12 protein-coding genes and 3 pseudogenes are annotated in these 14,874 nt (G+C 60.7%); 11 read left to right on the top strand and 4 right to left on the bottom strand.

The window, feature by feature from the left end; all coding sequences use genetic code 11:
• Positions 1-7: 7 nt before the first annotated feature.
• Positions 8-283 (bottom strand): HWE histidine kinase domain-containing protein, encoded by a 276-nt coding sequence (locus BES08_RS26240; protein ID WP_069709773.1) that lies wholly within the window; start codon positions 281-283, stop codon positions 8-10.
• Between the two features lie 115 nt (positions 284-398).
• Here BES08_RS26240 and BES08_RS26245 point away from each other — a divergent pair, with 115 nt between their 5' ends.
• From BES08_RS26245 to BES08_RS26265, 4 genes and pseudogenes are all read left to right on the top strand, one after another.
• The gene (locus BES08_RS26245; RefSeq protein WP_069709774.1) at positions 399-1,313 is read left to right on the top strand and encodes an NAD(P)/FAD-dependent oxidoreductase; all 915 of its coding nucleotides are present in this window, start codon (positions 399-401) and stop codon (positions 1,311-1,313) included.
• Between the two features lie 129 nt (positions 1,314-1,442).
• Positions 1,443-2,090: pseudogene (locus BES08_RS26250) on the top strand (IS110 family RNA-guided transposase); the annotation flags it as partial.
• Positions 2,091-2,397: 307 nt separating this feature from the next.
• Positions 2,398-3,152 (top strand): annotated as a pseudogene (locus BES08_RS32190) (IS5 family transposase); the annotation flags it as partial.
• Positions 3,153-3,243: 91 nt separating this feature from the next.
• Positions 3,244-4,251, top strand: a pseudogene (locus tag BES08_RS26265) (IS110 family RNA-guided transposase).
• A gap of 306 nt (positions 4,252-4,557) precedes the next feature.
• On the opposite strand, the gene BES08_RS26270 reads toward BES08_RS26265, so the two are convergent.
• On the bottom strand, positions 4,558-5,493 hold the full coding sequence (locus BES08_RS26270) for a LysR family transcriptional regulator (protein WP_069709776.1): 936 nt from the start codon (positions 5,491-5,493) through the stop codon (positions 4,558-4,560).
• A 113-nt stretch (positions 5,494-5,606) separates the two neighbouring features.
• Between BES08_RS26270 and BES08_RS26275 the strand changes: the two genes are divergently transcribed.
• From BES08_RS26275 to BES08_RS26305, 7 genes are all read left to right on the top strand, one after another.
• Positions 5,607-6,401: a type 1 glutamine amidotransferase domain-containing protein gene (locus tag BES08_RS26275; protein WP_069710190.1), complete on the top strand. Its 795-nt coding sequence runs from the start codon at positions 5,607-5,609 to the stop codon at positions 6,399-6,401.
• A gap of 71 nt (positions 6,402-6,472) precedes the next feature.
• Positions 6,473-6,769: a putative quinol monooxygenase gene (locus BES08_RS26280; protein WP_069709777.1), complete on the top strand. Its 297-nt coding sequence runs from the start codon at positions 6,473-6,475 to the stop codon at positions 6,767-6,769.
• An 11-nt stretch (positions 6,770-6,780) separates the two neighbouring features.
• Entirely contained in the window at positions 6,781-6,957 is a 177-nt protein-coding gene (locus tag BES08_RS26285; RefSeq protein ID WP_156799985.1) for a hypothetical protein, read from the top strand.
• A gap of 17 nt (positions 6,958-6,974) precedes the next feature.
• Positions 6,975-7,715 carry an SDR family oxidoreductase gene (locus BES08_RS26290; protein ID WP_069709779.1) on the top strand — a complete coding sequence of 247 codons (741 nt, stop codon included), beginning with the start codon at positions 6,975-6,977 and terminating at the stop codon, positions 7,713-7,715.
• A gap of 110 nt (positions 7,716-7,825) precedes the next feature.
• Entirely contained in the window at positions 7,826-8,119 is a 294-nt protein-coding gene (locus tag BES08_RS26295; protein ID WP_069709780.1) for a putative quinol monooxygenase, read from the top strand.
• Positions 8,120-8,577: 458 nt separating this feature from the next.
• The gene (locus BES08_RS26300) at positions 8,578-9,717 is read left to right on the top strand and encodes a glutathione-independent formaldehyde dehydrogenase (RefSeq protein WP_069709781.1); all 1,140 of its coding nucleotides are present in this window, start codon (positions 8,578-8,580) and stop codon (positions 9,715-9,717) included.
• 31 nt (positions 9,718-9,748) lie between these two features.
• A complete protein-coding gene (locus BES08_RS26305; protein WP_069709782.1) occupies positions 9,749-10,318 on the top strand; it encodes a type 1 glutamine amidotransferase domain-containing protein in 570 nt (189 codons plus the stop codon).
• 256 nt (positions 10,319-10,574) lie between these two features.
• Here the strand turns inward: BES08_RS26305 and BES08_RS26310 are convergent, their stop codons facing one another.
• Positions 10,575-13,220: an excinuclease ABC subunit UvrA gene (locus BES08_RS26310; protein WP_420873476.1), complete on the bottom strand. Its 2,646-nt coding sequence runs from the start codon at positions 13,218-13,220 to the stop codon at positions 10,575-10,577.
• A 410-nt stretch (positions 13,221-13,630) separates the two neighbouring features.
• A complete protein-coding gene (locus BES08_RS26315; RefSeq protein WP_043061438.1) occupies positions 13,631-14,740 on the bottom strand; it encodes an S-(hydroxymethyl)glutathione dehydrogenase/class III alcohol dehydrogenase in 1,110 nt (369 codons plus the stop codon).
• Positions 14,741-14,874 lie beyond the last annotated feature (134 nt).

The following is a 14,874-nucleotide window of genomic DNA, read 5'->3' on the forward strand; positions in this document are numbered from 1 at the left end:
TATTACCCTAAACGTAAAGCTCCCAGGCAATCTTCACCGTTCCGGTCAGCTTGGAAAGAGCCCCATATTTCGCTGCGTTCGTGGCCAGTTCATGAAGAACCATGGCAAGCTGCAGCGCGCGCTCAGCCGAGATTTCCACGTCTGGCCCGGTGATTTCGAACCGACTATCGGCCTCAGCAGCAAAAGGGGATACGGCCCGTTGTACGATATGGGTGACGTTGACCGCTTCCCAATCGCGCTGCGTGAGCAGATCATGCGCTTTGGAGAGTTTATCATCTGCCATGATGCATTTCCTCTTTCGCAGCTGTCTAGATTTGCAACCCGTGCCAGGGCCACGAGTTTCAGCAAGGTTGTCTTGAGCAAGGGACCGGCATGCCGCATCGCCGTTTTCGAACCGAATGAAACAGCCGCTCGATTGTCTTGTCATCGGCGCAGGGCCCGCTGGCTTGACGGCGGCTATTTATCTCGCGCGTTTTCACTTTTCGATCGCGATTGTAGATGGCGGTCACAGCCGGGCGTCCCTGATCCCGCGCACGCACAATCATGCCGGTTACCCGGGCGGGATAGCTGGCACCGAACTCCTTCGATTGATGCGGGCTCAGGCGGCCGATTTTGGGGCGATCGTGACCGAAGGTCTGGTCGAAGGACTGGAGAGGGCCGAAGAGGGATTTGTTGCTCGTGCACAGGGCCGTGAATGGTCTGCGCGCACTGTCTTGCTCTGCACCGGCGTAATCAACAATCGGCCTCAGATCGCCCTGGACATCCACAATGCGGCGTTGCGCCGCGGACTACTTCGGTACTGCCCCATATGTGACGGGTACGAGGTCACTGATAAGCGAGTCGGTGTCTTGGGTACCCGTTCCCACGGCTTCAAGGAAGCAACTTTCCTGCGCATGTATACGCGCGATGTGACACTGATCGCTACCGATGGGGAGCATGACCTTTCAGATGATGAAAAGCGTCGGCTCGCTGTGGCTGGTGTGGTCCTGATCGATGGCCCCTGCGCCCCACTGCGGTTGGAAGATGCGCAGATTGTCGTGCCGACGCCGCGCGGCGAGCTCAAATTCGATAGCGTCTACCCGGCGCTCGGTTCCATTATCCGATCCGAACTGGCGACGGCGATCGGCGCGGAAGGCGCTGACGATGGATGTCTCATCGTGGACGAGCATCAGCGCACTTCCCTTCCCGGCCTGTACGCGGCGGGAGATGTTGCCAAAGGTCTCGATCAGATCAGCCATGCGATGGGCGAGGCCGGGGTCGCCGCCGTTACGATCCGCAACGACCTCGCCGAGCGGGGCATCTTATTGCGCTAGAGCGGTTTTCGACCATTCTGAATCGGTATGGGATTCCCTTCCGGCGCGATTTCTGATTATGGGATGGCCCGCCCTTTTCCCAGGCATCTGATATGATGCCGGGGTTAGAGAAGGGAAAGGAACGGACCGATGTCTATTGTGATCCTTGGTGTCGATTTGGGCAAGAATTCTTGCAGCATAGTCGGGGTTGACGGATCGGGTGCGGTAGTCGCGCGCCGAACGATGCGTCGACAGACGTTGATCGAGTACGTTGGCAAGCTTCCGCAGTGCGTGGTTGCAATGGAAGCCTGTTGCGGAGCGCATCACCTGGGACGGTTGTTCGCTACGCACGGGCACGAAATCCGTCTGATGTCGCCGGAGTACGTTCGTCCTTATGTCAAAGCGCAGAAAAACGACGATCGCGATGCTGAGGCCATTGCCGAAGCCGCCTCGCGTCCGACAATGCGCTTCGTCGACCTCAAGAGCAGCGAGCAACTTGATTTGCAGACACTGCATCGGGTGCGGTCGCGGTTGGTGGCCGAGCGAACCGGCCTGATCAACCAAGCGCGAGCAATCCTCCTTAAGCGTGGAGTGACCTTCCCGGCCGGGCGGCGCAAGTTCGAAGTGGGTCTTGAAGCCTTGCTGGCCGATGACGCTGATGCTGGCTTGTCTGCACGTATGCGCCAGCTGATTGGCGAGTTAAGGGCAGAATGGAAGGCGCTTGATATACGGGTCGAAGCGCTCAACGGTGAGTTCGTCGAAACGGCGCGGCAGGATGAGACAATGCGCCGGCTGACGCTTTGAACGCGGCTACCCGGTAGCGGCATGAACCAGATCGGCTAGGCGCTAAAACACGCATAGCCAACGGAAGTTTGCGGGAAGGATCGAAAAGATGGCCTGACAGTCAATCGACGTTTGGAAAGCCCGGAACTCTGAATGGTACTTGATACCGATCTGATTATTGCGGCTCCAGGCGTGCGGATGTCCATCTTGGCCATGGGGCTACCCATGAGACCGTATACGTTGAAGCAGACTGTTCAGAACACCGTAAAATCCTCTTGCAAACGGGGCGGGCCATACGTTCAGGCTCCGCGGGGAGACCGTGATGAGCGATCTGTTTTGGCTAACGGATGAGCAGATGGAGCGGCTGCGGCCGTTCTTTCCGAAGAGCCACGGCAAGCCTCGAGTGGATGACCGGCGGGTGCTGAGCGGCATCGTGTTCGTCAACCGCAACGGGCTGCGCTGGCGCGATGCTCCTGGCGCGTACGGCCCGCACAAGACGCTGTACAACCGCTGGAAGCGCTGGGGTGAGGCAGGCGTGTTCACGCGCAGCATGGAAGGTCTGGCTGCGGTGGGCACCGAACCCGAAACGGTGATGATCGACGCGACCTACCTGAAGGCGCACCGCACGGCATCGAGCCTGCGGGTAAAAAGGGGGATCTTGGCCGCCTGATCGGACGCACGAAAGGCGGCATGAACACCAAGCTTCATGCCCTGACGGATGCGAACGGCCGCCCGATCAGTTTCTTCATGACCGCAAGGCAGGTCAGCGATTATATCGGTGCGCCGCCCTGTTGGACGAGCTTCCCAAAAGCCCGATGGCTGCTGGCGGATCGCGGTTACGACGCCGACTGGTTCAGGGACGCCTTGCAGGAAAAGGGCATCACCCCCTGCGTCCCGGGCCGAAAATCCCGGGACAAGGCCATCAAATACGACAAACGTCGCTACAAGCGCCGCAACCGCATCGAGATCATGTTCGGCCGCCTCAACGACTGGCGGCGGGTCGCCACACGCTACGACAGGTGCCCAACCGCCTTCTTCTCCGCCATCGCCCTCGCCGCGACCGTCATCTTCTGGATCAATGGGTCATCGTGTAATTGCGGCTGCTTCCCTCGGACCTCGGTTGAGGCGCACACATCTGGTTGTCGAATCCTGAAGGAAGGAAGCAGCCATGAAGCATTATGCCGGACTGGACCTGTCGATGGAAACCACGCAGGTCTGCATCGTTGACGAAAATGTCCAGAGGCTGGTCTCGGAGAAGGTAGAGAGTTCCCCCGAGGCGATCGCCATGATGCTGGAGCGATATGGTCCCTATCGAGCGAGCCGTTATCGAAACAGGACGCATGTCTTCGGCGATTTGCCTTGGACTGCGCGAACTGGGCCTCGCGGTCGTGTGTATCGATGCCCGCCAGGCGCACCAGAGCCTGAAGGCAATGAAGGCGAACAAGACCGATCCGCATGATGCCGCCGGGCTCGCCCAACTGGCACGCACCGGCTTCTTCAAGGAGGTACACGTCAAATCCCCAGCAGCGCACGGTGTGCGCAGCGTCATCACCGGGCGGAGCCATTTGGTGGAAGCCCGCGTCCGGCTCGACAACATGATCCGCGGTCTTTGCGCCACGTTTGGCTATCGCCCAGGCGCCGGGCAAGGAAAGCATTCCTCGAAAGGATCATGCAGGCCGCCCACATTCCTGGTCTGGGTGAAGCCATCGCCGCCTTGTTGTCGGTGCGTGCCGAGTTGATGGAGCAGATCAAGGAAATGGATCGTCGGTTGCACGTTATCGCCAGTCAGTCACAAGCCTGTGGAATCCTCATGACCATTCCAGGCGTCGGCGTGCAGACATCGGCTGCCTTTGCAGCTGCAGTCGACGAGGCGGGCCGCTTCCGACAATCGCGCAACGCCGGTGCCTACTTCGGCCTGGTTCCCAGACGCCATCAATCAGGCGAACTCGACAGGACCGGCAGGATCACCAAACAAGGCGACGGGGCCGTGCGCAAGTTGTTGTATGAAGCTGCCAACTCGATCCTGACCCGAAGCCGGGAAAACTTCGCGCTCAAGACGTGGGCCATGAAGATCGCCAAGAGGCGCGGCCTGAAGAAGGCCCGTGTCGCCCTAGCTCGGCGCCTCGCGGTCATCATGCACGCCATGTTACGTGATGGCACTTTGTTCCAGGCGTGAGATGCAGTAAAAGCGGTATGCCAGCGGTGAAGCGTCAAAGTGGATCCGAGGGTGGTGTCCCGAGAGGGAACGCAGGGACGAACGATCTGCGAAGGTAGTCAGATGGGCTGCAAAGCTCGCATCTAGTCAATGCAACGTTCGCCTCTGTGAGACCCGATACAGCACGACCAGGCCTCGCCTCGGCCAGTGCGGACAGATCCATGAAACCCTCAAGGGATCGGCACCACCTAGCTCTGCAATTACAGATCCTAACCCTAAGGAATGTTTGTGAAGTTCAACCGGCGTCGCCCGGCCGAATAAAGTCCATCACGTTGGCGACATCATGGCTGTTGCTGCCGTCTTGTCCTTGAAGTCGGTGATGACTTCGCCGATCAGCGCCCGTAACCAGCGGTGGGCGGGATCGTGGCGGTAACGGACGTGCCAGGCCATCTCGACGGGAAAGCTGCCGAGGTCGACCGGGGCGGGCAGGACCTTCAGCCGGGGGGCGTGCATCAGCTGTCGGCAGATGAGCGAGGGCAGGGTGGCGCAATAGTCGGTCACCGCTACCATTTCGGCTGCCGCGAAGAAGTTGGTCACGGAGATCGCGACGTCGCGCTTCAGCTGCTGCTGCGCCAGCGCCTGGAACAGCCCGGCGCGCATCCGTCCGGGCGGCACGATGTTGACATGCTTCATCGTCTCGAACTGCTCGCGCGTCATGACATCGCCGACGCCCGGATGGTCGGCACGGACGGCGCAGGCGAGCCCTTCGTCCATCAGGTGCTGGACGATGAGGTTGTCGGGCGGATCGACGATACGGCCCAGCACGAGCGCCGTCGTGCCCGACATGACGCCTGTTTCCACAAGATCGTTCCCGTAGGGCGTCAGACGAAGCTTTATGCCGGGGGCGACCTTCTCCAGGCGCGCCACGATAGCGGGGACGAGGACGAACTCGACATAGCCGTTCGGCGCGATCGTGAAGAGCCGTTCGGCCTGTACGGGGTCGAAGGCCTGCTGACCGAGGACCGCATTGTCGAGCTGCGCAAGTGCCTCGGCGATCAGCGGTGAGAGTTCAAGCGCGATCGGGGTCGGCTGGATGCCGTAGCGCTCGCGGACGAACAGTTGGTCCTGAAGCATCAGTCGTAGACGCGATAGGGCATTAGACAGGGCGGGCTGTGTCATGCCCATGCGCTCGGCGGCCCGCGTGACGCTGCGCTCCTCCATCAACGCGACGAAGATCGGCAGCAGGTTCAGATCGTAGCGCATGCAGTCATCCTGTTAGCGTTATATCTGAAATCAAAAAGATAAACTTCTGAAATATGTCAACGAGGCCCATTTCCCATCCATCGGCGACGGGCGCCGCGAACATGGAGGTTCAGATGAGCAAGGGTCAGGTTCTCGTTCTTGGATCGAACGCGACACAGCTCGGTCTGCGTAGCGGCAGTACCGCAACGGTCGGTCAGTATCTCAACGAGACGGCAGTCCCCGCGCTGGCACTGCTCGACGCCGGCTATGATATTGTTCTCGCTACGCCCAACGGGACCAAGCCGCACATCGACGCCGGCTCCGACACGAAGGACCACTTCGGCGGTGATGAGGCGGCATACCAGCGCGCCAAGGACTTCTTCGCCAGCCACCCGGCCATGAACGACGTCCGCACGCTGAAATCGGTCGTCGACGAGGGTCTGGACGGCTTCGTTGGCGTGTTCGTGCCGGGAGGTCACGCGCCCATCGTCGATCTGATGCAGGACCGCGATGCGGGCACGATCCTCCGTCACTTCCACGCGGCGGCCAAGTCGACCGCGCTCCTCTGCCACGGACCGGTGGTCGTTGTCGCCGCGCTCGACGATGCTCCGGCCTTCCGTAAGGCGCTGGAGGAAGGCGATGACGCCGGGGCGGCCGACCTGGCGCGAGACTGGATCTACGCGGGTTACCGCATGACAGTCTTTTCGGCGAGCGAGGAAAAGATCGCCGAGGAGCAAGTGCTGAAGGGCGAACTCTACTTCGACATGGAAAAGGCGCTGCGGGCGGCCGGTGGCGACGTCTCTGTCACCGACAAGAACTTCGCTTCGAATGTCGTCGTGGACCGGGAACTGATCACGGGTCAGAATCCCGCGTCGGACCGGGCCATGGCCGACGCGTTGATCGAAGCCCTCGATCGCGCCGCTGCGTGAGTACCAGGATGACGGGCGGGGCGCGCAGGATGCGCCCCGCTTCGGATATAACCAGGACAGGGTATGTTGCCATGACCGCCAACGTGAAGATCGTCGCCGTCCTGACCGCCCGTGCGGATACCGTCGACCGCCTGCGCGCTCTGCTCGACGCGATGCTAAAGCCAAGCCGTGCCGAACCGGGCAATTTGCGCTACGATCTCTGGCAGGACCAGAGCGATCCGAATCGTTTCGTGCTCGACGAACTGTACGCGGACGCGGATGCAGTCGCCGCCCACCGTGCAACGCCCCACTTCCAGAACTACCTCTCTCAGATCGGCGATCTCGCCGACCGCGCCGCGTTTGTCCTTAACCCCGTCTTGTCAACCTGAGGATGGTGCCAATGGGCAAGCCTGAAGAATGGGTGGGTACGGCACGGCTTGTAAAGGCGTTCGACATAGGCGTGTTGCGGATGACCGGCCTGTTGGCACCTGCGCTTCGCGCGGGGATCTTGGGCATCATTCATCTACGCACCTATCGATGGCACGGGGCCGCGATCCGGCGAAAATTCAACAACTGACTTGAAGGAATACAGTCATGACCAAGGGTATCGAAGGCAAGGTCATTCTCATTACCGGCGGCAGCACCGGCATCGGCGCGGAAACCGCGCGTCTTCTCGCGGAACGGGGCGCCAAGGTGGCCATCGCCGCGCGGCGCAAGGACAGGCTCGACGAGGTCGTCGCGGACATCGCCGCAACTGGCGGCACGGCACGTAGCTACGCGCTGGACGTGACCGACAAATCGGCGGTCCAGTCCGTCGTCGCAGCAATCATTGCCGACTTCGGCCGCCTTGACGTGCTGATCAACAACGCCGGGCTGATGCCGATCCGTCCGATGGCCGAGGTCAACACCGACGAGTGGGACCAGATGATCGACGTCAATCTGAAGGGTACGCTCTACGGCATCGCGGCGGCCCTTCCCGGTTTTCTCGAGCAGGGAAGCGGTCACATCATCAACTTAAGCTCGGTTGCGGGCATCAAGGTCTTTGCACCGGGAGGCACGGTCTACTCCGGCACCAAGTTCGCCGTCAGCGCGATCAGCGAGGGCTTGCGCCAGGAGGTGGGGGAAAAGGTCCGGGTCACGTCAATCGAGCCTGGAGCTGTCGAAAGCGATTTGAAGTTCACGACCTCTGGCGCGGCTGCCGAGACGGTGCTGGACTTCTACAAGCAGGCCATCCCGGCGGCATCGGTGGCGCGTGCTATCGCGTTCGCTGTCGAACAACCTGATGACGTCGACGTAAACGCGATCGTCATCCGGCCGACCGCACAGGAGTTCTGATTTCCAGAGGAGGCGGGGCCGCGTGTGCTCCGCCTCATGGGGAACGTACCGGCCCGCTCGTCCGTTACTTTGCCGTATAATATCTGTCCGTTTCACTTGAGGAGTCATCTATGCCAAAACTTGCCCTGTATGTACCACTGAAGGCCAAGCCCGGAAAAGAGCGCGATGTCGCCGATTTCCTGACCTCGGCATTGCCGCTCGTTCAAGCTGAGGCGGGCACTCTGACCTGGTATGCGATCGAGGAAGGTCCCGGTGCGTACGCGATCTTCGATACGTTCGACACAGAGGAGGATCGGCAGGCCCATCTAGACGGCAAGGTTGCCGCCGCACTGATGGACAAGGCAGAAGAACTGTTTTCTGAACCGCCGCAGATTCGCAAGTTTACCCTGCTGGCCGCGAAATAGCGGAGCGGTCGGCACCCTAAGCTGCCGTTTGACTGCAGGGTAAGGCTCGTGTTTCCATCCGGAATGGATGGCCAAGCCGAACCGGGAAATGAATAAATGAATACGACAGGCCATCCGCGATAGTGGTTGGCCTTGTCTTTTGCGCTTATGACACCTCTGAATTCACTGATAAGGCGCTGTTGATGTGTCGCGACGGAACGGCACCATTGGTCTGCGGCTGATTCCTGAGCACATCAATTCGGCGCGTTATTCGGACGTTCTGGCCCAGTCATTCAGAAAGCCGCCGTGAATCGCTCCTAGGATGGCCCAAAGCGAAGGAACCTCTCAGGTGGCAGAAGGTTCAAGAAACTGAGATCAATTGGAACGGTGCCATGTCCTCCGCAGTTGCGATGGACCGGATCATGACCACGCTCTCGATTTGATGACGCGTTGAGAAGAACTGCGAAAGGAAAAGATCCGTGAAAGCTGTCGTGTACAACGGGCCCAAAGATGTTTCTGTGAATACCATCGATGATCCCAAGATCGAAAAGCAGACCGATGTTATCATCCGGCTGACCACGACCAATATCTGCGGGTCGGACCTTCACATGTACGAGGGCCGTACCAGCTTTGAGAAGGGCAGGGTCTTCGGTCACGAAAACCTTGGCGAGGTCATCGAAGTCGGCGCTGCCGTAGATCGTATCAAGAAGGGCGATCGCGTGTGCATGCCGTTCAACGTCGGTTGCGGTTTCTGCGAAAATTGCGAACGCGGTTTGACGGGTTTTTGCCTCACGACCAACCCTGGAACCGCCGGCGCAGCGTATGGATTTGCCGAGATGGGTCCGTGGCAAGGTGGTCAGGCCGAGTTGATGCGCGTTCCTTATGCGGACTTCAATTGTCTTAAGCTGCCTGAGGACGCTGAGGAGAAGGAGGATGACTATGTCATGCTCTCCGACATCTTCCCCACCGGTTGGCATGGCGTCGAACTGTCAGGTTTCCTGCCTGGCGAAAGCATCGCGATCTACGGCGCCGGTCCGGTCGGTTTGATGGCCGCGCACTCAGCCGAAATCCGCGGTGCCTCTCAGATCTTCGTGGTCGATTCTCACGATGACCGCCTGAAACTGGCCGAGGCGATAGGCGCTATTCCGATCGACATGCGCAAGGGCGATCCCGCCCAGCAGATCCTTGACGCGACCGGCGGCCTCGGGACTGACCGGGGGGTCGAGGCGGTCGGGTATCAGTGTTGCGATCGCCACGGCAAGGAACGCAGCAATTACACGATGAACTGCCTCGTCAAAAGCACGAAGGCCACTGGCGGAATCGGCGTCGTCGGCGTGTTCGTTCCGGAAGACCCGAACGCGCCCGACGATCTTCAGAAGGAAGGCAAGATGGCGTTCGACTTTGGCAACTTCTGGTTCAAGGGCCAGAAGATCGGCACCGGCCAGTGCAATGTAAAGCACTACAACCGGCGATTGATGAAGCTTATCGAGCAAGGCCGGGGCAATCCTGCCCAAATCATCTCGCACCGACTGCCGCTTGATCAGGCACCAGACGCCTACAAGCATTTCGACGAGCGCGATGCTGGTTGGACGAAGGTCGTGCTCAAGCCGGGCACCTGACCTTAGTCTTCGACGGAATAGGAAATAAATTATGACTTTGGGAGGCAAATCAGTTGCCATTCTGATCGCACCCCGCGGGACGGAAGAACCAGAATTCTCGAAGCCCAAGCAAGCTGTCGAGGACGCTGGTGGCAAAGTGACCGTGGTCAGTTTTGAACCGGGCAAGGCTCGCACAGTCAATAGCGATCTTGACGAGGGCGGCAGCTATACTATCGACAAGACGTTTTCCGAGGTCAAAGCCGACGATTTCGACGGACTTGTTGTGCCCGGGGGGACTGTCGGTGCCGACAAGCTGCGCGGCAGCGTCGAGGCAATTGCTTTCATCCGGGCTTTCTTCGATCAGAAAAAACCTGTTGCGGCTATATGCCATGCACCCTGGACATTGATCGAGGCGGGCGTGCTTGAGGGTCGCACCTTGACGTCCTACCCGACGCTGAAGGTCGATATCGAGAACGCCGGCGGTGCATGGACCAATGAGGAAGTCGTGGTCGACAACGGCCTTGTTACCAGCCGCGATCCCAATGATTTGCCCGCCTTCTGTGCCAAACTCGTTGAGGAAATCGCAGAAGGCGTGGGCGCAGCGCTCGCAGCAGGGAATTAAGACGGGGCGTTTCGACGAACCATGTGAGGGCCCTCTCCTTGGAGAAGGTCCGCACAAAGCAAGCGTGGCGGATGGCCATCGATTGGCTGTCCGCCACGCCGCGTATCACACGAACACGGCGCACCTGACGGGCGCTCAAACCCTAAGCCGCGTCAACCGCGGTGACACATCGCCGGCTCCCGCTTACAGATTCGAGCCATTCCAACGTGTGGGTGAGATACACCTGATCGAACGTGCGTTCGGCCAGATTTACGCCCTACAGCGCCGCCTTGAGATAGCGGGCGGTGAGACTGCCTTCCGCTTCCGCAACAACGCCAGGGACACCGCTGGCAACGATACGGCCTCCATCTTCCCCGGCCCCCGGTCCCAGGTCGATGATCCAGTCCGCCTGTGTGATGGCGCGCATGTCATGTTCGACGACTACGACGGTATTGCCGGCGTCTACGAGGCCCTGCAGGTGTTGCATCAGCCGGTCGCCATCGGAGGGGTGAAGCCCCGAAGTTGGCTCGTCGAGGATGTAGATCGTGTTGCCGCGTTGAGCGCGTTGCAGTTCAGTCACCAGCTTGATGCGCTGCGCCTCCCCGCCAGACAGCTCGGTCGCCGGCTGACCGAGCCTCAGATAGCCAAGACCGATTTCCCGCAACACGTCGAGGGAGCGCATCACAGATGCCTCGCCAGCGAAGAAATCGCACGCATCGTCGACCGTCAGTTCGAGCACCTGGGCGATATTGCGCCCGTTCCATTCGACTTCGAGCGTTTGCGAGTTGTAGCGAGAGCCATGACAGGTCGAGCACGGGGCAAAAACGCTCGGCAGGAACAGCAGCTCCACCATGACGTATCCCTCGCCCTCGCACACAGGGCATCGGCCTTGCGCGACGTTGAACGAGAACCTTCCCGGGCTGTAATGCCGCCGGCGGGCGAGCGGCGTATCAGCGAAGATCCGTCGCACATGGTCGAACATGCCGCTGTAGGTGGATAGGTTCGAGCGCGGCGTGCGGCCGATCGGTTTCTGATCGACCCGCACCAGCCTGCGAACATGCTCCATGCCTGCGACAATGCGTCCTTCAGTGTCGTTCTGCGCAACATCGAGCAGCGGATCGATATCCTCCTCCTCGGCCACGGGGGAGCCGCCGAGGTGTTCCGTAACGAGCTCGGGCAGCGCCTGACTGACAAGACTGGATTTGCCCGATCCCGAAACGCCGGTGACAGCGGTGAAGCAGCCGATGGGAAACTCGACGTCGAGACCATGGAGATTGTTCCGCCTGATCCCTTCCAGGCGTAGCCATGCCTTGGGATCGCGCGGTGTGCGCTCACTGCGGAGCGGCTCTGCGAACAGGTAGCGGCGGGTGATCGAAGTCTCGACGTCGGCAAGCCCCTCTATCGGCCCGCTGTAGAGGACTTCACCGCCCTTTTCCCCGGCTCCTGGCCCAACATCGACGAGCCATTCCGCGCGGCGGATCACGTCGAGATCATGTTCGACGACGAACAGGGAGTTGCCCGCAGCCTTGAGACGCTCGAGGATGGTGAGCAAGGCTTCGCCATCTGCCGGGTGCAACCCTGCCGAAGGCTCGTCAAGCACATAGACCACGCCGAAAAGCTGTGACGACAATTGCGTGGCAAGCCGCAAGCGCTGCAGCTCTCCGGAGGAGAGCGTCGGCGTGCTGCGGTCGAGCGAAATGTAGCCAAGGCCAAGATCGATCAGCGGCTCTAGCCGCTCGATCAATTCGCAGGCAAGGCGTTGGGCGGCGATCCGCTTCTCGTCGGAGAGATTGGGCGTGCGGCGTACGTCGGGAGCGCTCTTGTGCGCAGAGCCGCCCGCCGCCACCCGTTGTTCGACCGCTGCATCGCGGGCCGCTTTTTCCAGAACATGGCCCTTTGAGGGGGCGGAGACCGCCCCATACGCGCCATGCGCGACGGGCATCAGCAAGTCCTTCAGCTTGAGCACCGTCAGGTCGCCGAACTCGGCAATGTCGAGGCCGGCGAATTTGACCGACAGGGCTTCGCGCTTCAGGCGCTTGCCGTCGCAGGTCGGGCAATCGCGGCCGATGATATATTGCGAGACGCGCTTCTTCATCAGCGCGCTTTTCGTGTTGGCGAAGGTTTCCAGCACATAGCGGCGCGCGCCGGTGAAGGTGCCCTGGTAGCTCGGCTCCATGCGGCGCTTGAGCGCCGTCCGGGTCTGTTCGGGCGTCAGGCCCGCATAGACCGGCACCGTCGGCGCCTCTTCAGTGAAGAGGATCCAGTCGCGATCCTTTTTCGGCAGGTCGCGCCACGGCGTATCGACGTCATAGCCGAGCGAAACGAGGATATCGCGCAGGTTCTGCCCATGCCAGGCGGTCGGCCAGGCGGCGATCGCCCGGTCGCGAATGGTGAGGCTGTCGTCAGGAACCATCGTCTCTTCGGTCGCGTCATATACGCGGCCGATGCCGTGGCAGGTCGCGCATGCCCCCGCGACCGTGTTGGGGGAGAAATCCTCCGCATAGAGCATGGGTTGATGGCGCGGATATTCGCCGACGCGCGAATAGAGCATCCGCACCAGGCTGGAGAGCGTCGTCACGCTGCCGACCGAGGATCGCGCGTTGGCCGAGCCGCGCTGCTGCTGCAACGCGACCGCAGGCGGCAAACCGTCGATCGCGTCGACCTCCGGCACGCCGACCTGGTCGATCAGGCGACGGGCATAGGGCGCAACCGATTCCAGATAACGCCGCTGGGCTTCGGCATAAAGGGTGCCGAACGCGAGCGATGACTTGCCCGAGCCCGATATGCCGGTGAACACCACGAAGGCGTCGCGCGGTACATCGACGTCAATATTTTTGAGGTTATTCTGGCGCGCGCCGCGAACCTGCACGCAAGCGGGCGGCCCCGTATGCCCATGATCGGTGGCCGGCGTCGTCGCGTGAATATCCTTGCTCTTCAATTCAGTCTTCCTGGCCTATACGCCCGTGCGGCCCGTGGTTCATCACAAGCCGGGTAACAGATGAATGCATTTCCGACTCAATACATCCAACGGCCAGGCTGGCCCGATGTTCGGCACCGTTGAAATATTTTTCCAGCATTATACAAAGGTTACGACAAAACCATTTTTCCCGTTGGGTCGCGCGGCAAGGCCACACACACTCCGCTGGTAAGCGCCTGGGCCAGGCGGCCCTGGTCCGTGCCGCTATCGGCATGTAAACTCCGCACTTCGGCGCTTGCTACCGCATCGCGGCGCGTTGCCCATTTGCCAGAGCGCGCGTCATCATGGCCGGGGTCGGGCCATGATGACGGCCGAGTTGTCGATCCGAGCGCCTCGCGCCGCTTCGGATCGGCGGGTCAGTAGTGAATGACCGTGCGGATCGACTTGCCTTCGTGCATCAGTTCGAAGGCCTCGTTGATCTCCTCCAAACCCATCGTGTGGGTTACGAATGGGGCCAGATCGATATCGCCTCTCATCGCATCCTCGACCATGCCGGGGAGCTGTGTCCGTCCCTTGACGCCACCGAAAGCGGACCCCTTCCATACGCGGCCCGTGACGAGCTGGAATGGTCGGGTGGAGATTTCCTCGCCCGCGCCGGCAACGCCAATCACGATCGACTGACCCCAGCCACGGTGCGCTGATTCAAGCGCGGCGCGCATGACGTGGACGTTGCCGATGCACTCGAAGGTATGATCGATTCCCCAGCCCGTCATTTCGATCAGCACTTGCTGGATAGGCTTGTCATGGTCTTTGGGGTTGATGCACTCGGTCGCACCGAACTGGCGTGCCAGCTCGAACTTGGATGGATTGGTGTCGATGGCGATGATGCGACCCGCCTTCGCCTGGCGCGCACCCTGAATCGCCGCGAGGCCGATGCCGCCGAGGCCGAACACGGCGACCGAGTCTCCGGGCTGGACCTTGGCGGTATTGTGGACTGCGCCGATGCCGGTCGTGACGCCGCATCCGAGCAGGCAGACATGTTCGGGGTTTGCCTCGGGATTGATCTTGGCGAGCGAGACTTCGGCGACGACAGTATATTCACTGAAGGTTGAACAGCCCATGTAATGATAGAGGGGCTGACCATTATACGAGAAGCGGGTGGTCCCATCGGGCATCAAGCCCTTGCCCTGCGTTTCGCGGACAGCGACGCACAGGTTGGTCTTGCCCGACAGGCAGAAGTCGCACTTGCCGCATTCGGCGGTGTAGAGCGGAATCACGTGATCGCCCGGTCCGACGCTGGTGACGCCTTCACCGACCTCGACAACGATGCCCGCGCCCTCGTGGCCCAGAACCACCGGGAAAACACCCTCCGGATCACTCCCCGCCAGCGTGTACGCGTCGGTGTGGCACACACCGGTGTGCGTCACCCGTATGAGGACTTCGCCTTTCCGGGGTGGGGCGACATCGATCTCGACGATTTCGAGTGGCTTGCCCGCCTCGAAGGCTACAGCGGCGCGAGATTTCATGTTGGGATACCCTCGTTGAGTTAAACCGATTGCTGGTGCGAGGCCGTTGCGTCAGCGCAAATTCGTCGACATTATCATACTGGCAGGGAGTATCCTAATCATACTCCCTAGCAGTATACAAGAGGTGTCCTAAC

It is taken from the genome of Novosphingobium resinovorum, assembly GCF_001742225.1.
Lineage (GTDB): Bacteria > Pseudomonadota > Alphaproteobacteria > Sphingomonadales > Sphingomonadaceae > Novosphingobium > Novosphingobium resinovorum_A.

Bases quoted from the DNA above. Each gene is read 5' to 3' on its own strand.
- BES08_RS26280 (WP_069709777.1), top strand. From the start codon at position 6,473: ATGACCGCCAACGTGAAGATCGTCGCCGTCCTGACCGCCCGTGCGGAT.
- BES08_RS26270 (WP_069709776.1), bottom strand. From the start codon at position 5,493: ATGCGCTACGATCTGAACCTGCTGCCGATCTTCGTCGCGTTGATGGAG.
- BES08_RS26305 (WP_069709782.1), top strand. From the start codon at position 9,749: ATGACTTTGGGAGGCAAATCAGTTGCCATTCTGATCGCACCCCGCGGG.
- BES08_RS26295 (WP_069709780.1), top strand. From the start codon at position 7,826: ATGCCAAAACTTGCCCTGTATGTACCACTGAAGGCCAAGCCCGGAAAA.
- BES08_RS26285 (WP_156799985.1), top strand. From the start codon at position 6,781: ATGGGCAAGCCTGAAGAATGGGTGGGTACGGCACGGCTTGTAAAGGCG.
- BES08_RS26315 (WP_043061438.1), bottom strand. From the start codon at position 14,740: ATGAAATCTCGCGCCGCTGTAGCCTTCGAGGCGGGCAAGCCACTCGAA.
- BES08_RS26275 (WP_069710190.1), top strand. From the start codon at position 5,607: ATGAGCAAGGGTCAGGTTCTCGTTCTTGGATCGAACGCGACACAGCTC.
- BES08_RS26245 (WP_069709774.1), top strand. From the start codon at position 399: ATGAAACAGCCGCTCGATTGTCTTGTCATCGGCGCAGGGCCCGCTGGC.
- BES08_RS26240 (WP_069709773.1), bottom strand. From the start codon at position 283: ATGGCAGATGATAAACTCTCCAAAGCGCATGATCTGCTCACGCAGCGC.
- BES08_RS26290 (WP_069709779.1), top strand. From the start codon at position 6,975: ATGACCAAGGGTATCGAAGGCAAGGTCATTCTCATTACCGGCGGCAGC.